This is a genomic window from Enterobacter sp. CC120223-11 (genome assembly GCF_900215375.1).
Classification (GTDB): domain Bacteria; phylum Pseudomonadota; class Gammaproteobacteria; order Enterobacterales; family Enterobacteriaceae; genus Scandinavium.
On sequence record NZ_OBEF01000006.1, the window covers coordinates 192069 to 210148 of the forward strand.

Here is an 18080-nt window from a genome sequence, read left to right on the forward strand (position 1 = left end):
TCGGCTGCTACCGGAAAGACTTTAGGGTTATGAATAAATTCAGTATGTTATTGCTTTGTTACCGCCACCGGCACGCGCGTTACCGGTGAACTCTGACGGTTTTCCCAGAGCACGGTCAGGCCGCGCTGCAGGGCAATAAAGATGAACAGCAAAATGCCGATGGCGATTTTCGTCCACCACGAGCTGAGCGTGCCGTCGAAGTTGATATAGGTCTGAATCAGCCCCTGAATGCCCACGCCAAACAGCGTGCCGAGCACTGTGCCGACGCCGCCGCTCAACAGCGTTCCGCCAATCACCACCGAAGCGATGGCGTCCAGTTCCACGCCCACGCCCGCCAGCGCATAGCCCGCCTGGGTGTAAACAGAGAAGACGATCCCGGCGAGCGTCGCCAGGCCTGTCGACAACATATAAATACGAATGGTCGTGCTACGGGTGGAGATTCCCATCAGGTTCGCCGACACCGCACTGCCGCCGATGGCGTAGACCTGATTACCAAACCGCGTACGGTGCGCGACAAATATTCCCGCCACCACCACCAGCAGCATCAGCAAACCCATGGCGCTGAGTCGTCCGCCGCCGGGGATCATCCATGCCATATCGGAAAGCTTGTCGTAAATCGGGTGGTTGATCGGGATCGACTCCTCCGACACCAGATAGCTGACGCCGCGCAGGAAGAACATGCCCGCAAGGGTGATGATAAACGCCGGAATTTTCAGGGCGTCAATCAGCAGCCCCATAAACGCGCCGAAAGCGCAGCCCATCACCAGCACCAGCGGGAACGCCACCAGCGGCGACAGGCCCCAGAAGCCAATCGCTTTGGCGAGGAACACGCCGGTAAAGGCGATCACCGAGCCCACGGAGAGATCAATCCCGCCAGAGAGGATCACGAAGGTCATGCCGACGGCAATGATCCCCAGAAACGCGTTATCGGTCAGGATGTTGCAGATGACGCGCGTTGAGGCGAAGCCGGGGAACTGCGTCAGGCAGTAGAGGTAACCGAGGATAAACACCGCGAGGGTGATCATCAGCGGCAGATTACGTTTTATCATGGCCGCGCACTCCTTTCAGTAAGCTGATAAAGCGCGGCGACTGGACCACCAGCACGCACAGCACCACCACCGCTTTCACCACCTGGTTGAGCTCCGGCTGGAAGCCCGACAGCAGAATACCGGTGTTCATGCCCTGAATAATCAGCGCGCCGATCACCGACAGCAGCAGATTAAAGCGCCCGCCCATTAAGGAACCGCCGCCGATCACCACCGCCAGAATCGCGTCCAGCTCCAGCCACAGCCCGGCGTTATTGGCATCGGCACCCCGAATATCCGCCGCGACGATAACCCCGGCAATGGCGGCACATACCCCGCTTAGCACGTAGGTCAGCATCACCACCACACGGGTATTCACGCCAGCGTTTTTCGCCGCGCGAATGTTGATCCCCACCGCTTCAATAAACATCCCAAGCGCCGTTTTGCGGGTGAACAGCCAGAAGATAACCAGCGTCACCAGGGCGATGATCACCGGCGTCGGGAACAGCAGCATCTTGCCGCTGCCGAACCAGGCGAGTGAGTCGGAATCAAAAGTCACGATTTGCCCGGCGGTAATGAGCTGCGCCACGCCTCGTCCGGCCACCATCAGAATAAGCGTGGCAACGAACGGCTGGATTTTGAGGATGGCCACCAGAATGCCGTTCCAGAGCCCTGCCAGAGCCCCCGTCGCCAGCGCTGCCAACAGCACGACTGGCAGGCTGTGCCCGGCAACCTCCATCGACGCCGCCGTAGCTCCGGCAATCGCCATCACCGCGCCAACAGAAAGATCGATCCCCCCGGTGGCAATCACCAGCGTCATGCCGATAGCCAGTAGCGCCACAGGGGCCGCGCGGTTGAGAATATCAATCGGGCTGCCGAACAGGCGTCCGTCCTGCAACACGATCTGGAAAAAATGAGGAGAAACAAAGCTGTCGACCAGCAGCACGAGGATCAACGCCGCGATCTGCGGCATCCCCGTCGGCCAGTTGAAACGGCGCTTCTTCGCCCCGCTTTGAGGGAGAGATTGTGGCATCACTGCATACCCCTTATGCCGCAATAGCATTCATGATCGCCGGGACCGACAGCGCATCCAGCGGGATCTCTGCCACCTGTTGCCGATCGCGCAGAATAATCACCCGATCCGCATAGCCCACCAGTTCTTCCAACTCCGAGGAGATAACCAGCAGCGCCAGGCCATCGGCGCAGAGCGTTTCGATCAGGCGAATAATTTCCGCATGCGCACCCACGTCGATACCGCGTGTTGGCTCATCGAGGATAAGGAACTGAGGGCGCGTCAGCAGCCAGCGCGACAGCAGCACCTTCTGCTGATTACCGCCGGAGAGAAACTCAATCGGCTGCTCAGCACTCGGCGTGCGGATACCTAACTGACGGATAAAGCGCTCAGCAATTTCATTTTGCTCGCGACGTGGGATTGGACGCAGCCAGCCGCGCTGTGCCTGGAGCGCCAGGATAATGTTTTCCCGCACAGAGGCGGCGGCAATGATGCCATCGGTTTTCCTGTCCTCCGGGCAAAAACCGATGCCGAGACAGGAGGCCTGATGCGGCGAACGCAGCGTCTGCGGCTTGCCTTTGATCTCCGCGCTGCCGCTGTCTGAAGGTTTGATCCCAAAAATCACTTCTGCGGTTTCGGTGCGCCCTGAACCGAGCAGACCCGCCAGCCCGACAATTTCGCCAGGGCGTACCTGCAAATCGAACGGCTCAATCACCCCTTTCTTGCCGTAGCCTTTGAACGCCGCAACAGGTTTGTCGCTAAGCAGCGTGCGGCCTGCGCGTTGCAGGGCATTGTGGTCCAGTTCACGACCCAGCATCATTTTGACCAGCTCTATCTGTGGCAGCGCTTTAGTTTCTTTGCAGCCGACAAAGCTGCCGTTGCGCAGCACGGTGATGCGGTCGCTGACCTGATACACCTGATCGAGAAAGTGGGTGACAAAGATAAGGCTGACCCCCTGGTCGCGCAGCTGACGCATGAGGGTAAACAGCATTTCGACTTCCTGGGTATCGAGGCTCGCCGTGGGTTCGTCGAGGATCAGCACTTTGGCTGAGAGATCGATCGCGCGGCAGATGGCCACAATCTGCTGCATGGCAACGGAAAAGCGGTTCAGCGGTTCGCGCACGTCAAGTGAGAAGCCGTAGGACGCCATCAGCGCGGTCGCGCGTTTCTCCATCTCTTTGCGTTGCAGGAAGCCGAAGCGCCGCGGTTCGCGGCCGATAAAGAGGTTGTCCGCGACCGACATATTCGGCAGCAGGTTCACTTCCTGATACACGGTCCCGATCCCCAGTTGTTGAGCGTGGGCCGTGTTTTTCGGAGAAATAGTTTCGCCTTCGAGCCAGATGGTGCCGCGATCTGCGTGATAAACGCCGGTCAGTGCTTTAATCAGGGTGGATTTCCCGGCGCCGTTTTCACCGAGCAGGGCCATGATTTCACCACGACGCAGGCTGAAATCGACGTTATCCAGCGCTTTCACGCCAGGGAAAAATTTGCTTAAGCCTTCCGTGCGTAGAATGTCCTGATTGTGAGTGCTGTCAGTCATTATCGGCCCCTAAAAAATAACCCTCACCCCGACCCTCTCCCTAAAAGGGAGAGGGAGAACACCAGGCCCGCTCAAAGTGAAACGCCGCACAGTCGGTTCCCTCTCCCCTCAGGGGAGAGGGTTAGGGTGAGGGGTTTACATCAGTAACCCATGTCTTTTTTCTTATCCAGCTGTGCCTGAGCGCTGTCTTTCAGGTAGAGCTGCGAATGCGTCAGGGTCAGTTTCGGCGGCATGGTGCCGTCTTTTTTGAATTTCTCGAGAGCATCAAACGCCGGGCCGGCCATGTTTGGCGTCAGCTCCACGTTGGCGTTGGCTTCGTCGGCCAGCATCGCTTTATAGATGTCCGGCACGCCGTCGATAGACCCGGTCAGGATATCTTTACCCGGCTTCAGGCCCGCTTCTTTGATGGCCTGAATGGCGCCGATAGCCATGTCGTCGTTATGGGCGTAAACCATGCAGATGTTTTTGCCGTTGTTTTCCGCTTTGATGAAGCTCTCCATAACCTCTTTACCTTTGCTGCGGGTAAAGTCGCCGGACTGAGAACGGATGATTTTGATGTTTGGTGCTTTGGCGATGGCTTCAGCAAAGCCTTTCTTACGGTCAATCGCCACGCTTGCGCCAACGGTGCCCTGCAGTTCAACCACGTTACACGGTTTACCGGCTTCGGTTTTCACCAGCCAGTCGCCGATGAGTTTGCCTTCCAGCACGTTGTCAGCGGTGACGGTGGTCATGTAGAGGGATTTATCTTTCACATCAACAGAGCGGTCGAGCAGGAACACCGGAATTTTGGCCTGTTTGGCTTCTTTCAGCACCGGTTCCCAGCCCGTGGCCACAACCGGCGCAATGAAAATGGCATCAACGCCCTGAGCGATGAACGAACGGACCGCCTTGATTTGGTTTTCCTGTTTCTGCTGACCATCAGCGATTTTCAGGGTGATCCCACGTTTTTCGGCTTCACTTTTCGCCACGCTGGTTTCAGCTGCGCGCCAGCCGGACTCCGAACCAACCTGCGAAAATCCTACGGTTAAAGGGGCAGCCATCGCCATAGACGACATGGCTGCGGAAACAGCGGAGACAAGAAGTAAGCGCTTCCACATAAGGGTATCCTCGTGAGGTTATTGTTAGTGAATCCATCATCTGCCGAAAAACTATAGACAATGGGAAATGTAACGTGATGCGTTACATCACACTTCCCAAAAGAGAAAGCGGGTTTTGTAAGCGCTTCCACAGCCGTATTCATCAGGCGGCTGGGTTTATGGATTTTCCACCTGGTTAAAGGCTCCGAAAAACGACGAGAGGGCAAGCCACGGCTGAAAAGAAGCGAAGACATTTAGGTTGAGTTGGCTATAATACCGGGCACTTGGTTGCCATACATTTTTAAGGAATCCGACATGAGCTTACTCAACGTCCCTGCGGGCAAAGAGCTGCCAGAAGACATCTACGTTGTTATCGAAATTCCTGCTAACGCAGACCCAATCAAATACGAAATCGACAAGGACACCGGTGCGCTGTTCGTGGACCGTTTCATGTCTACCGCGATGTTCTATCCGTGCAACTACGGCTACATCAACCACACCCTCTCTCTGGATGGTGACCCGGTTGACGTCCTGGTCCCAACTCCGTACCCGCTGCAGCCAGGTTCCGTGATTCGCTGCCGTCCGGTTGGCGTTCTGAAAATGACCGACGAAGCCGGTGAAGATGCGAAACTGGTTGCCGTGCCGCACACCAAACTGAGCAAAGAGTACGATCACATCAAAGATGTGAACGACCTGCCAGAACTGCTGAAAGCCCAGATCGCTCACTTCTTCGAGCACTATAAAGATCTGGAAAAAGGCAAGTGGGTGAAAGTGGAAGGTTGGGACAACGCTGAAGCTGCGAAAGCAGAAATCATCGCCTCCTTCGAACGCGCTAAGAAGTAATTCTTACCGCGCTAAAGACACCGCCTCCGGGCGGTGTTTTTGTTTGTAGCCGCACAAAAAAATAACGCCACCCGAAGGTGGCGTTACGTATTCAGAACTGATCTTTATCCAGCCAGTTGCCGGTATCAATTCGGGTGAAACCCTCCACCGGACGCTGGTAGACGTACATCCACGCGCTGCCGTAGGGTGTCTGGATCAGGTGACGCGCGTATTCACCGCCTTTGGTGCGCAGCGCGTCGAGCTCGGCGAGCGTTGAGGCGTCGATTCGATAGACTTCACCTACTACCGTGCCAGCACCGGGCACCGCGCCTGGATAGTGGCCCAGGCTGTAGAGCTGATAGTTATCGACGCTGTGATCGCCCAGCCACTGAGCGTTGGTCATCCAGTGGCTGTTGCCCTGTTTGCGCCGTAAACTGCCGTAAACAAATATTCGCATTGCTAAAACTCAAACTGATAGAGCAGATCAAGTGCCTGGTCTATGCCAGACACCGCTTCCAGATATAGCTTGGGCATCAGGCGATAGCGTAACGTGAGTGTTGCTAAAGAGTCAAAAATTCCCACGCCATATTTTACCTGCAAGCCTGGCGCGATATATCCGCTCACCACGACCTGCGAGGAATCGCCTACCCCGGCGGTATCCAGGGCCAGATTACTGACGCCAAACGTCTCGCCGATTTTACCCACAATCTGCCCACTTTGTGCAACCCCTAGTCCGACCAGCGCTGACGTCATCGCCGCACCGTCGCCCTGTTCGCTGTCGAGGCCTTGCCCGCGAAGCAGGTACGAGAGCGCGGCCTGCTGCGACATTGCCGGGTCAGAGAAGATTTCGGCCTTCGGCTGATCCGCAAGACCCGTTACGCGCACGCCAGCGATCACATCATTTTCAGTCGCTTCCGGGTTACGAATAGCTTCAATATTCAGCATCGGCTGGTCCGGCGGGCCGGAGAACAGCAGAATACCTTTACGCACGATCAAATCCTGACCGTAGGCGTGGAAGCGGCCTTCCGGGATGTTGATTTGACCGTTAAGGCCCAGACCCTGCTTGTCCTGCGCCACTTTCAGATCGCCCGTCAGGCGCGCTTTCAGGCCAAACGCATCCAGCCGCACGTTGTTACCGACGTGAATGGTCAGGTTGCTGTTGATCGGAATACCCGCCGTTTGTGGCTCAACGGGCTTCAGTTCTTTATCAAGCATCACCTCGTCGCCGGAGACGCCGACGGCGCTCTCAGGCACGTCATGCACCACAATACGCGCCCAGGGCACATCCACGTTGCCATCCAGCGTAAACAGGCTTGGCGTGGCCGTGAAGACCACATCCGGCGACACATCAAGGCGAACCATCGGCGGCACGGTGATACGTACCCGGCTGCCTTTCGCCGCCACCTGAGCACGCCAGTTGTCGATTTGCGTCCAGTCGGCGTTACCGCTGAGGCTGATTTGCCCCTGCTGTGTGGCAATGACGCCGTCAAGGGTCGAACGCGTGCCGTTGAAGTTCATCGCCACCCGGCTCGGCTGCATGTCGAACGGCATAAAGTTGCCGTCGATATCCAGACCGGTGAGCTGTAGCTGCCCGAACAGCTGCGGGCTCTGGACGTTTCCGCCGAGGCGCAGGTTCGCATTCAGAAGACCTGCCGCTTTTTCCCCTCGCTCGAAAATCGGGTTGACCATCGCCAGCGAGAAGTTGCGGATATTGACGTTACCACCGAGATTACGTCGTCCCTCTGGATCGGTGACCTCAATCTGCCCGTCCAGCTGACCGTTGTTGGTCAGGCGAATCATCCAGCCCAGCTGCGCGCGGTTGTTATGCAGATCGGCGTTCAGGTTCAGCGTATCAAAGGCCACGGGCAGCGCCGCGTCGTTTACGGTCTGCGTGACCTTCACGTTACGCCCGCTGAGCGTCACTTTGCCCTGCGGCAGGCCTGGTTTGGTCGCATCCCAGCTGACGTCCGCGTTGCCGCTGAAGACGCCGCTCGCCTGGGTTGCTTCCGGCATAAACGGCTTGAGCATGGCTAAGTCAAAGCGGTTGAGGTTCACCACCGCTCGCCCGGTTTCCCCGGCATCAATGGTTTGCGGTACGCACAACTCGGCATTCGGGTTCGTCCAGCAGTGTGGTCCGATGCTGATTTTCTGTTCTTTGTTGCGGAAATCGAGCGCGATGGCGCGTGAGAGTGACACAGGCCCAACCGGCGTCTGGAAGCGAGTATTGCTGAGCGAGCCTTTCCAGCGCTCCTCTTTGCGGTCGAAGCTGCCTGCTAAATCAAGCTGACCGGAGACAGGTTCGCCCTGAACACGCAGTTCCAGCTTGTGCTGTTTCTCATCGCCTTTTGCTGAGAGCAGCAGCTGGCTGATGTTCACGCCAGGCTGCGCAATGCCGTTCACGCGCACGTCGAGGTTGCCGCCAATCTGGTCGGTGGATTTGACGTCGCCTTTGATGGAAGCCTGAGCAACGGAAATCTCCTGCCAGCGCAGATTGCGGGCGGTGATATCCGCCAGCAGCTGCGGCGCATCCACGGTGCCGCGCACTTTCAGCAGCCCTTTCGCCGTACCGCCGAGGCCCGGCAGCGCGTTATCGAGCCCTGGCGCGTCGATGGTCGCATCCAGGTTCAACTCCTTCACGCCCAGCTCGCCCTTCACGTCCGCGCTGTTTTTACCCAGCTCCAGATGCAGCCCTGGAATTTTCCACTGCATATAGCTGTTGCCTGCAAGCTTGCCGTCAACGTTCACCTTGTTTTGCTTCACGTTACCGGTGAGTTTGAGTTCCGGCACATCCACCTGCCAGCTGCCGCCATACAGGCTGCCGGTGGTTTTGATGCTGCCGTTGAGCTTCGCAGGCCAGTCCGGTACTTCTTTTGCCGTGTTGATGCCGTTCAGGGTCAGCGCACCGCGCCAGCTGATTGCCTGCTGCCAGTCCAGCAGCGCCTTGAGTTCGGTTTTCCCTTCGAGTGCAGCGATAGTTAGCTTGTCGAGATTCACCTGCAGCTCATTGCCTTTGGCATCCAGCGTGATGGTCGCCGGTGGCACATCCTGCCCCTTCACAGCCGTGCGGAACGAGAGCGTATAGTCGGTCATCTTGCCGCTGAGCTTCAGCTTCACATCATCAGCCTGGTACTGTTTCTCGCCAGTGAACGGCCAGTAAAGCTGTTTGCTGAGCACTTCCAGATTGAGCGGCAGTCCGGCTTCGGCGAGCTGCGCCTGCGCCCGGATGCCCACATCCACCGGGCCGGAGAGATTGATCCCGACGTCGAGCTGCTTGCGCACCTCGCCGCCGATCTTCATTTTGATCTTCTCGCCTTTTACCGGGTCAATGTTGAGGGTGCTGTTCAGCGTTAAATCAACCGGCCAGTTATCCTGCAGCTTCGCCGTGCCGGTGGCATTCACCGTGCCCTGGCTGGAATCGACGTCCAGCGCATCCAGCTTCATGTCACCGTCGATGCTGCTGACCTTGAGCAGCATTTTGTAAACGGTGAGATCGGTGTCGCCCGTCAGCCGGAGCTGCTCGCCGCGAAATTCCTGGATGTTCAGGTTGAGGGGCAGATGAACGTCAGTCATTTCAGGCAGCACGGGCTTCGAGAAGAGATCTTTCATCGTCTCGCCGAGCGGTTTCTCATCCGGCTTTGGCTTCTCGATTTTCGGCTCAACCACCTGTTCCTGCGCGACTTTCGCCACTTTCGGCAAGGCGATAAGCAGCCCCTGCAGCGAGGTTGGCGTCAGCGTCAGGTTCTTCTCCTGCCAGTTCAGGCCGGAGGTAAAGTCCATCACCGACACGGTCGTGTCGTCGATTTTGATGTTCACCTTGTTCAGCGCCACCCGGCTCAGGGTGATGGGATACGGCGTGGAGAGGTTCAGCGGGCCGCTGTCCTCCTCTTCAACCGGCGCTGACGGCGGCATTTTTTTGCTGTCGATGACCACGTTCACGTTTGAGAGCGACAGGTCGTTGACGCACAGGCTGCTGTTCCACAGGCATTTTGTGTTCACCGCGAGATGGAACTGCCCGGCATCCACCGCCACGCCCGGCTGGTCGTAGCGCAGGTTCTTGATGGTTAAATCTTTCCAGCCGCCAACAACCTGACCGATGGAAAGGCCAGGCACCCAACGATCTGCCGCCTTGAACACCAGATGGAGCCCGGTCGTGGTTCCCACCAGGAACGCCACCGTGCCGAGCAGCAAAATAAGGAACACCAGCACGCCGAGGCTAATCTTCTTCCATAAACTCATAATTCTGGCCCCAGACCGATATAGAACTGTAATCCGTGCTCTTCTTTGTCACCAACCGGCACCGCCAGATCGAGCTTGATTGGCCCAACCGGCGACTGCCAACGCACGCCCACGCCTGCGCCAGTTTTGAAATCGTTATCGCGGAAGTCGTTCACCGCCTCACCGCTGTCGACGAACATCGCGCCCCACCATTTGCCGGTCACGTTGTACTGATACTCCAGCGAGCCTGTTGCCAGGCGTGATGCCCCGGTGAGCTTGCCGTTGTCATCCTTCGGTGAAATGGACTGATATTTATAACCGCGAATGCTGCGATCGCCCCCGGCGAAGAAGCGCAGGTCCGGCGGCACTTTGTCGAAGTCGCCGGTTTCGATCCAGCCAAGATTGCCGCGCACCACGAAGCGGTGGCGGTCATAGAGGGTGCGGATCCAGGTGTTTTGCGCCTGAATAACGGCGAAGTCAACGTCCGATCCCCATGCGGTGTTCGATACATCGACCGAATAGCGCTGGGAATCGCCCCAGGTTGGCATCAGCCCACCGCGCGAACGGGTGCGGCTGATCATCACGCCAGGGTAGAGCAGCATAGTGGTGTTGGTCACATCCGCCTGGGTAAAGTGGGAGAGGCTCCAGCGCAGGTTGATGGCGCGCTGCCAGCCGCTCGAGAGGTCCCAGTAACGCGACACGCCGAGCGTGGTGGAATCGGATTCCGTATCGTTCAAATCGGTGCGTTTGAATCCACCCTGCAACAGATAATATTGCTCCAGCGGATTCTTCAGCAGCGGCACTTTGTAGGAGAAATCGAGCTGCTGTTCTGGCGCGGAAAGGCTCAGGGAAGAGGTCAGGCTGTGGCCGTAGGAGTTGATCCACGGCTTGTTCCAGGAGGCTTTCACGCGCGGGCCCACATCTGTGGAATACCCGACACCGGTTTCAATGGTATTTTGGGTACGTGGCGACACCACCCCCTGTAACGGCAGAACTTTCGTTTTGCGCGCCTTATCAAATTCCGGCGCCACCACAACCGAGTTGAACCAGCCGGTCGCCGAGAGTCGACGGTTGAGTTCGGCCAGATCCTCAGAGGTGTAGTAATCCCCTTCCTTGAAAGGGATCAGGTTTTGCAGATAGCGGTCCTGAATCTGCGAGCCCTGGAAGGACACCTCGCCGAAGCGATAGCGCTCGCCGCTGTCGTAGTCGATATCCCAGAACGCCTGGTGACGGTCGAGCGACACGCCAAGCTGGCTCTTTTTAAATTCACTGTCGAAATAGCCTTTGCGCAGCGAGACGCTGGTCAGGCTTTTTTTGAAGTCGTCGTAATCGCCGTGGTCGAGGACGGTTCCGATAGCAGGACGTTTTTTCAGCAGGTCCAGGTAGTCACGATCGGTTCGCGCACCGCCGCGTAAAATCACGTCGGTACCGCCAATTCGCACGGGTTCACCCGGTGTCACATGAGCGAGTAATACCTGACGGCCCTTGGCCGGCGCAGGTTTGAGTTCGAAATCGATGGTGGGTTCGTAATACCCAAGCGCTTTCAGCCCGTCGCGAATGGCATCATCGACGCGCGCACGAAAACGGCGATCCGGCGTGACCTCATCGCTCTGGATGGTGGACAGCTGCGCGCGCACGTTTTTCTGCAGCTCTCCCGACAGCCCATCAACCTGTAAACGGATGTTTGCCGCCCCGGCAATACCACTGACCAGCAACAGGCTGGCCCCAAATAATCTGCGAAGTTGTGGCACGTTTTCTCCCAAAATTCCTTGTTTCCTCCCCGTCAGGAAACACAATGCCCGATCTACGGTTTAACAAAATCTCAACACTTCCGGTTGAAAAAAAACGATCCAACTCAATATTATTTCTTATGTCTAACTTTAGTCGTATTCACGGCCTTATTGTGTGCAAAGTGAAGCGCTGTGACAACCTTAACCCCAATTTCACGTCTCCGGAGGCCAAACCGTGAGCTTATTCGATAAAAAACACATTGTTTCTCAGGCGGATGCGCTGCCAGGCCGCAACACGCCGATGCCTGTCGCCACACTGCACGCCGTTAATGACCACTCGATGACCAACATCCCGGAAGGTATGGAAGTCGCGCTGTTTGCGATGGGCTGCTTCTGGGGCGTTGAGCGCCTCTTCTGGCAGTTGCCCGGCGTCTATAGCACTGCGGCAGGCTATACCGGCGGCTATACGCCGAATCCGACTTATCGTGAAGTGTGTTCAGGCCAGACCGGACATGCCGAAGCGGTGCGCATCGTCTATGACCCGGCCGTTATCAGCTATGCGCAATTGTTGCAGGTGTTCTGGGAGAATCACGACCCGGCCCAGGGCATGCGTCAGGGCAACGATCAGGGCACGCAGTACCGCTCGGCGATTTACCCTCTGACTCCTGAGCAGGACAAAGCCGCCCACGCAAGCCTTGAGCGCTTCCAGGCAGCGATGCACGAAGCCCATGACGAGCGCACCATCACTACCGAAATCAGCACCGCCAGGCCGTTCTATTACGCGGAAGACGACCACCAGCAGTACCTGCACAAAAACCCGTACGGCTATTGCGGTATCGGCGGAATCGGCGTGTGTTTGCCGCCGCAGCTTGCCTGAGTCTTTAACTCTCCATCGCAACGCGGGCAGCATGCCGCGTTGCGTTACTCACCGTGCCTGCGTCCTGTATTTTCCCCTGCAGCAGCACGTTGAGCACTGATGCCTCCTGGCGGTTAAGGCGATTTTGCAGCAAATGCACCGCTTCGACGCCAAGCTCCCGGCAGGGTACGGTGATGCTGGTAACGGAGTGCGACAGCTCGTTATCCAGACGCCAGACGAAATCCGTGATCAGCAACGAAATATCTTCCGGCACCCTGAGGCCATGACGTTCAAGCACCTTCTGTACCCCCAGCGTCATCGTCGTACTTCCAGGGAAAATCACCTGCGGCCACTGGTCGCGCGGCGTTTCCGTCAGCCACTTCTCCAGCGCCTGCTCCGACTCCTCCGCCGTAAAGCCTTCGGTGACGATCACCTCTTTTTGCGCATTGAACGGCACGTGATAGCGCCGGTAGGCTTCTTTGATGCCGTCCAGCCGCGCATAAAGGGTTTCACGCCTGAGCGTGGTCATGCACAGCACGCGCCGATGCCCTTGCTCAAACAGATAACGCATGGCGCTAAAGCCAATGGCACGATGGTCGGGTGACACGGCGTCCAGAATACGTTCTTTATCGTTGGTGTTAATTAACACGCAGGGTTTATTCAGCGTTTGCGCCAGCTTCAATACGGTGGGGTCGTCGGTGCCGATAATAATGATCGCATTGATATTCTTATTACTGGCCTTCTCCAGAAAAACTTTAATATCGGCGTCCTGCTCCTCCAGCCCGCAAAAGGTCAGATACACGTCGTGCGGTTCAATCGCATCGGCAATGCCGCGGGTCACTTCCTGATAGAAAATATCTCCCCGCGCCGTAAAGGTTCTGGCTGGCGCGAAAACCGCTATGCCATTAATCAACAGCCGTCCGCTGGCCAGTTCGTCCAGCACGCCGAGCTTTCTGGCGCAGCGCACAATGGCGTCACGCGCCTTTTCGCTGGTGTACGACTTGCCGCTAAGCACCCGGGAAACGGTGCTGACGGAGTAGCCCGTCGCGGCGGCAATCTGGTCCATTTTAAGCTTGCCGGACATGATGTGACCTCGCTCGCATTCGTTTTCTGCAATTTTTTGCAGATGCAGTGAACTGATTTTAAAACACAATTTCATCCACTACGGAAAATTGAGAATGAGCCTGCGAGCATTCTCACAAAATCCTTTTGTCTGCCCGCGCCGCCTTTTCTATTTTCGCCTTATTGGCCCATTAGCTCTGAATAAGGTGTGAGATGAAAACAGTCCGGTTCGGCATTATTGGTGTAGGAAATATTGGTACCGTTCACGCACGTTATTTACTAGCGGGAACGGTCAAAGAGGCCCGCCTGACCGCGGTTTGCGATATTGATGAGCAAAAGCACGACGCGATTCGTGAGCTTGTGGGGGAGAAGATCGAAATCTTCACCCACGCCCGCGATCTGCTACAAAGCGGACTTATCGACGCGGTAATTGTCGCCACGCCACACTATTCACATCCTGAGCTGTCGATGCTGGCGATGCGCAGCGGCATCCACACGCTGTGTGAAAAACCCGCCGGGGTTTATACCGCGCAGGTTCAGGCGATGAACGCCTGCGCCCGCGAGTGCGACGTCGTGTTTGGCATCATGTACAACCAGCGCCCTAACCCGCTGTATCAGAAAGTGAAAGATCTGATCGACAGCGGCGAGCTCGGCGAAATTCGCCGCTCCAACTGGATTATCACCAACTGGTACCGCTCGCAAAGCTACTACAACTCCGGCGGCTGGCGCGCCACATGGAAAGGCGAAGGCGGCGGCGTGCTGCTCAATCAAGACCCTCATCAGCTCGATCTCTGGCAGTGGCTGGTGGGCATGCCGGTGCGTCTGCGCGCGTTCTGCCAGTTCGGCAAACATCGTCAGATTGAAGTCGAAGATGAAGTCACCGCCTACGCCGAATACGCCAACGGCGCGACGGGCGTGTTCATCACCACCGTCGCTGAAACACCGGGCACCAATCGTCTGGAAATTGCCGGGTCGCGCGGGAAGGTAGTCGTCGAAGAAGGCCGCCTGCGCTACTGGCGACTGCGTGAATCGGAAGACGACTTCAACGCCCGCTGGCAAAACGGCTTTGGCGAGCCGGAGTGCTGGGAGGTGACCATCCCCGTCGCGCCGGAATGCAGCGAACACCACGTCATCACCGAAAACTTTTGCGCCGCCGTGCTGCGCGGCACACCGCTGATTGCGCCGGGCCTCGAAGGCATTCGCGGCCTCACCCTCTCCAACGCCATGCACCTCTCCACCTGGACCGACGGCTGGGTCGATTTGCCGTTCGACGAAGAGCGTTTCAAGCAGCTGCTGGATGAACGTATCGCCAGCTCAGTGGAAAAGCAGGCCGGGAGCCGCACGCTCGACGCTTCCGGAACCTGGTAATAAGGAGCCTCTATGTTACGTGTCGCTATCGTGGGAACCGGGAACATCTCGCACAACCACATTCAGGGCTATCTGGAGATGAGCGAGCGCTGCCAGATTGTCGCGCTCGTTGATATCTATCCGGAAAAGGCCGAAGAGAAAAAAACGCGTTACGCACTGCGCGAAGCGCGAGTCTACAGCAGCCACCAGCAGATGCTGGAACAGGAGCCTGACGTCGATATCGTCGACGTCTGCACGCCGCCGTATGTTCACGCTGAAATCAGCATTGATGCGCTGCACGCAGGCAAGCACGTGTTGTGTGAGAAACCGATGGCGGCTTCTCTCGAGGAGTGCGACGCGATGATCGCCGCGCAGCAAGCCAGCGGCAAAACGCTGTCGATCATCGCCCAGAACCGCTTCACCGATGCGTTCTGGCGGCTGAAAGCCGCGGTGGATTCTGGCCTGGCAGGGAAAATCTGCCACGCGCAGGTCGACTCCTTCTGGTGGCGCGGCCACTGCTATTACGATCTGTGGTGGCGCGGCACCTGGGAAAAAGAGGGTGGCGGCTGCACGCTCAACCACGCCGTCCATCACATCGACGCCGTGCAGTGGATGCTCGGCTTCCCCAGTGAAGTGGTGGCAATGATGAGTAATGTCGCCCACGACAACGCCGAAGTGGAAGATCTGAGCGCCGCTATTTTTCGCTATCCATCGGGCGCAATCACGCAGCTCACCGCCTCCGTGGTGCATCACGGCGAAGATCAGAAGATGGTGATTCAGGGCGAAAAGGCGTGCATCTCCGCCCCGTGGGACGTGTTTGCCAGCCAGTCGGCGGACAACGGTTTCCCGCAGGATGCGCATAACACGGCGCTGGAAGACCAGCTACAAACGCTGTTTACCGGCACGCCAAAGCTGCGCTGGACGCTGCACGCCGGGCAAATCGACAACTTTATCCGCGCGATTGAAACGCAAACCACGCCGCTGGTCGATGGCCTGCAAGGCAAGCGCTCGCTGGAGATCATCACCGCGATTTATAAGTCCGCCATCACGCGCTCGGTCGTGACGCTGCCCATTGCTCCTGACGACGCCTTTTACCGCACCGGCGGCCTCACAGCCCGCGCCCCACGCTTTCACGAAAAATCCTCATCGGTCGCCAACTTCAGCGAAGTGGGCGCGATCCCGCTCGGCAAAAATTTCGATACAGGAGCCACATCATGAGCAAAAACGACGGTATGAATTACGCCCCGACCGGCAAGCCTCAGCTAGTAGTACAACCCGGCGAGTTTGTGTTTGCCGCCGCCGCCCTCGATCACGGTCATATCTACGGGATGTGCAACGGCCTGCTGGAGGCGGGCGCGGAGCTGAAATGGGTGTGGGATCCGGACCCGGCGAAAATCGATAAATTTGTGCAGCAGTATCCGCAGGTGCAGGTGGCTGATTCGCTCGAAACTTTGCTCAGCGATCCGCAGGTAAAGCTGATTGCTGGCGCAGGGGTGCCTTCTGAGCGCTGCCCGCTGGGACTGAAAGTGATGGCGGCAGGGAAAGATTACTTCGTGGATAAAGCGCCGTTGACCACCCTCGAACAGCTGGAAGAGGCCAGAGCGATGGTGGCGAAAACCGGGCGCAAATACGCGGTCTATTACAGCGAGCGTCTGCACGTGGAGAGCGCCGTTTTCGCCGGGCAGCTGGTGAAACAGGGTGCCATTGGCCAGGTCATCCAGACCCTCGGCACCGGGCCACATCGCGAAGGTGAAGGCCGCCCGGGCTGGTTCTATGAGAAACGCTATTTTGGCGGCATCCTCTGCGACATCGGCAGCCATCAGATTGAACAGTTCCTGTTCTACACCGGCAATGAAGAGGCGCGCATCGTCGCCAGCCAGACCCGCAACGTCAGCCATCCGCAGTATCCGCAGTTTGAAGACTTCGGTGACGCCATGCTGGCCGGGGCCAACGGCGCAACGGGCTATTTCCGCTGCGACTGGTTCACGCCTTCAGGCCTCTCCACCTGGGGCGATGGCCGCCTGACGCTGCTCGGCACCGAAGGCTATATCGAAATTCGCAAGTACGTCGATCTCACGCACGGTGAGCAGGACGTGGTGTATCTGGTTAATAAGGAAGGAGAACAGCGCTTCCCGGTGGCTGGAAAAGTGGGCTTCCCGTTCTTCGGCGAGCTGATTAAGGACTGCCTGAACCGCACCGAAAACGCGATGACCCAGGCCCATGCCTTCAAAGCCGCCGAGCTGTGCGTCAAAGCGCAAATGCTGGCTAACGCAGCGGTTTAAGGAGGCACGGATGAGAACGCTGAATGCCGCCATTATTGGCTGCGGGGCTATCCACGCCTGTCACGTTGAGGCGCTGCACCAGACGCCCGACGTGACGCTGCGGGCCATTGCGGATATCGACGTTGACAAAGGCCAGCGGCTGGCGTCGGAGTACGGCTGCCACTTTTATAGCGATTATCAGGAGATGCTACAGGACGCCACCATTGACGTGGTGCATATCTGTACGCCGCATCATCTGCACAAGCCAATGATCCTAGCCGCGCTGGCCGCCGGGAAGCAGGTGTTTTGCGAAAAACCCGTCGGGATGAACATGGCGGAAGTCGCGGAGATTGGCGAAGCGGAAAACAGGGCCCGCGGGCGCGTCGGCATCTGCTATCAAAACCGCCTGAACCCCACCAGTCAGGCACTGCGGTCGCTGTTGAACGAGCAGGTGCTCGGCAACCTGCTCAGCATCAATGCGTTCCTCACCTGGTCGCGTAAAGCGCCCTATTACAGCGAAAGTCCGTGGCGTGGACGCCACGCCACCGAAGGCGGCAGCCTGCTGATTAATCAGGCCATTCATACGCTGGATCTGCTGCAGTGGCTTGGCGGCGGCGTGTCTCGGCTCAAGGGCGTGGTGGACTGCGCAAGGCCTGCAGATGTCATCGACACCGAAGACACCGCAATGGCAACGCTGACCTTCTCCGGCGGTGCGACGGGCCTGTTTTTCGCCAGCAACAATCACACCCGTGACGCCCCGTTACAGCTTGATATCCAGTGCGAGCGCGGCGAGTTGCAGCTTCGCGACAATACCCTCTGGCGCATCACCGACGGCAAACGGGTGGCAATCGCCTGCGACGAAACGCCCTACAGCCACAGCAAAAGCTACTGGGGAATCGGCCATCTTCAGGCCATTAATCAGTTCTACATTGCCGTGCGCAGCGGCACCTTCGAAGGCCTAACCGGCCTTCACGAGGCGGCAAAATCCCTGCGTCTCGTGGAGGCGATCTATCGCTCGTCACAATTACGACAATGGATTTCGTTGCCCGAATAACAATGCAGTTCCGGCTGTAATAAGATGCGGCGCACTATGGGTGCGCCATACCGATACCTTACAAGCACGAGAATAATAAC

The 18080-nt window shown here is 57.7% G+C and carries 14 protein-coding genes; 6 read left to right on the forward strand and 8 right to left on the reverse strand.

Features of this window, described 5'->3' with window-relative positions:
* Nucleotides 1–47 precede the first annotated feature (47 nt).
* From yjfF to ytfQ, 4 genes are all read right to left on the reverse strand, one after another.
* Entirely contained in the window at nucleotides 48–1049 is a 1002-nt protein-coding gene (gene yjfF, locus CRO87_RS09565) for a galactofuranose ABC transporter, permease protein YjfF (RefSeq protein WP_097162695.1), read from the reverse strand.
* A complete protein-coding gene (gene ytfT, locus CRO87_RS09570; protein ID WP_097162696.1) occupies nucleotides 1036–2061 on the reverse strand; it encodes a galactofuranose ABC transporter, ATP-binding protein YtfT in 1026 nt (341 codons plus the stop codon). The genes yjfF and ytfT overlap by 14 nt, the downstream gene beginning before the upstream one ends.
* A gap of 10 nt (nucleotides 2062–2071) precedes the next feature.
* Complete coding sequence (ytfR, locus tag CRO87_RS09575) at nucleotides 2072–3577, reverse strand: galactofuranose ABC transporter, ATP-binding protein YtfR (protein ID WP_097162697.1); 1506 nt, start codon at nucleotides 3575–3577, stop codon at nucleotides 2072–2074.
* A gap of 140 nt (nucleotides 3578–3717) precedes the next feature.
* Nucleotides 3718–4674 carry a galactofuranose ABC transporter, galactofuranose-binding protein YtfQ gene (ytfQ, locus tag CRO87_RS09580; protein ID WP_097162698.1) on the reverse strand — a complete coding sequence of 319 codons (957 nt, stop codon included), beginning with the start codon at nucleotides 4672–4674 and terminating at the stop codon, nucleotides 3718–3720.
* Nucleotides 4675–4968: 294 nt separating this feature from the next.
* Here ytfQ and ppa point away from each other — a divergent pair, with 294 nt between their 5' ends.
* Nucleotides 4969–5496, forward strand: a complete 528-nt coding sequence (gene ppa / locus CRO87_RS09585; protein ID WP_032616230.1) for an inorganic diphosphatase — start codon at nucleotides 4969–4971, stop codon at nucleotides 5494–5496.
* 91 nt (nucleotides 5497–5587) lie between these two features.
* On the opposite strand, the gene CRO87_RS09590 is transcribed toward ppa, so the two are convergent.
* The 3 genes from CRO87_RS09590 to tamA are packed head-to-tail and all read right to left on the reverse strand — an operon-like array spanning nucleotide 5588 to nucleotide 11441.
* The gene (locus tag CRO87_RS09590) at nucleotides 5588–5932 is read right to left on the reverse strand and encodes a gamma-glutamylcyclotransferase (protein WP_097162699.1); all 345 of its coding nucleotides are present in this window, start codon (nucleotides 5930–5932) and stop codon (nucleotides 5588–5590) included.
* 2 nt (nucleotides 5933–5934) lie between these two features.
* The gene (gene tamB / locus CRO87_RS09595) at nucleotides 5935–9711 is read right to left on the reverse strand and encodes an autotransporter assembly complex protein TamB (RefSeq protein WP_097162700.1); all 3777 of its coding nucleotides are present in this window, start codon (nucleotides 9709–9711) and stop codon (nucleotides 5935–5937) included.
* The gene (tamA, locus tag CRO87_RS09600; protein WP_097162761.1) at nucleotides 9708–11441 is read right to left on the reverse strand and encodes an autotransporter assembly complex protein TamA; all 1734 of its coding nucleotides are present in this window, start codon (nucleotides 11439–11441) and stop codon (nucleotides 9708–9710) included. Before tamA ends, tamB begins: the two co-directional genes overlap by 4 nt.
* 214 nt (nucleotides 11442–11655) lie before the next feature.
* Here tamA and msrA point away from each other — a divergent pair, with 214 nt between their 5' ends.
* A complete protein-coding gene (gene msrA, locus CRO87_RS09605) occupies nucleotides 11656–12297 on the forward strand; it encodes a peptide-methionine (S)-S-oxide reductase MsrA (RefSeq protein WP_097162701.1) in 642 nt (213 codons plus the stop codon).
* Between the two features lie 4 nt (nucleotides 12298–12301).
* Here msrA and CRO87_RS09610 read toward each other — a convergent pair whose 3' ends face one another.
* Nucleotides 12302–13360 carry a LacI family DNA-binding transcriptional regulator gene (locus tag CRO87_RS09610; RefSeq protein ID WP_097162762.1) on the reverse strand — a complete coding sequence of 353 codons (1059 nt, stop codon included), beginning with the start codon at nucleotides 13358–13360 and terminating at the stop codon, nucleotides 12302–12304.
* A 191-nt stretch (nucleotides 13361–13551) separates the two neighbouring features.
* Here CRO87_RS09610 and CRO87_RS09615 point away from each other — a divergent pair, with 191 nt between their 5' ends.
* The 4 genes from CRO87_RS09615 to CRO87_RS09630 are packed head-to-tail and all read left to right on the forward strand — an operon-like array spanning nucleotide 13552 to nucleotide 18000.
* Nucleotides 13552–14706, forward strand: coding sequence for a Gfo/Idh/MocA family protein (locus tag CRO87_RS09615; RefSeq protein WP_097162702.1), 1155 nt, complete (start codon nucleotides 13552–13554; stop codon nucleotides 14704–14706).
* A gap of 12 nt (nucleotides 14707–14718) precedes the next feature.
* Nucleotides 14719–15903, forward strand: coding sequence for a Gfo/Idh/MocA family protein (locus tag CRO87_RS09620; RefSeq protein WP_097162703.1), 1185 nt, complete (start codon nucleotides 14719–14721; stop codon nucleotides 15901–15903).
* On the forward strand, nucleotides 15900–16967 hold the full coding sequence (locus CRO87_RS09625) for a Gfo/Idh/MocA family protein (RefSeq protein ID WP_097162704.1): 1068 nt from the start codon (nucleotides 15900–15902) through the stop codon (nucleotides 16965–16967). Before CRO87_RS09620 ends, CRO87_RS09625 begins: the two co-directional genes overlap by 4 nt.
* A gap of 10 nt (nucleotides 16968–16977) precedes the next feature.
* On the forward strand, nucleotides 16978–18000 hold the full coding sequence (locus CRO87_RS09630) for a Gfo/Idh/MocA family protein (protein WP_097162705.1): 1023 nt from the start codon (nucleotides 16978–16980) through the stop codon (nucleotides 17998–18000).
* Nucleotides 18001–18080 lie beyond the last annotated feature (80 nt).

Coding starts and splice junctions, on each gene's coding strand:
- yjfF (WP_097162695.1), bottom strand. CDS start 1,049: ATGATAAAACGTAATCTGCCGCTGATGATCACCCTCGCGGTGTTTATC.
- ytfR (WP_097162697.1), bottom strand. CDS start 3,577: ATGACTGACAGCACTCACAATCAGGACATTCTACGCACGGAAGGCTTA.
- ytfQ (WP_097162698.1), bottom strand. CDS start 4,674: ATGTGGAAGCGCTTACTTCTTGTCTCCGCTGTTTCCGCAGCCATGTCG.
- ppa (WP_032616230.1), top strand. CDS start 4,969: ATGAGCTTACTCAACGTCCCTGCGGGCAAAGAGCTGCCAGAAGACATC.
- CRO87_RS09590 (WP_097162699.1), bottom strand. CDS start 5,932: ATGCGAATATTTGTTTACGGCAGTTTACGGCGCAAACAGGGCAACAGC.
- tamB (WP_097162700.1), bottom strand. CDS start 9,711: ATGAGTTTATGGAAGAAGATTAGCCTCGGCGTGCTGGTGTTCCTTATT.
- CRO87_RS09610 (WP_097162762.1), bottom strand. CDS start 13,360: ATGTCCGGCAAGCTTAAAATGGACCAGATTGCCGCCGCGACGGGCTAC.
- CRO87_RS09615 (WP_097162702.1), top strand. CDS start 13,552: ATGAAAACAGTCCGGTTCGGCATTATTGGTGTAGGAAATATTGGTACC.
- CRO87_RS09620 (WP_097162703.1), top strand. CDS start 14,719: ATGTTACGTGTCGCTATCGTGGGAACCGGGAACATCTCGCACAACCAC.
- CRO87_RS09625 (WP_097162704.1), top strand. CDS start 15,900: ATGAGCAAAAACGACGGTATGAATTACGCCCCGACCGGCAAGCCTCAG.
- CRO87_RS09630 (WP_097162705.1), top strand. CDS start 16,978: ATGAGAACGCTGAATGCCGCCATTATTGGCTGCGGGGCTATCCACGCC.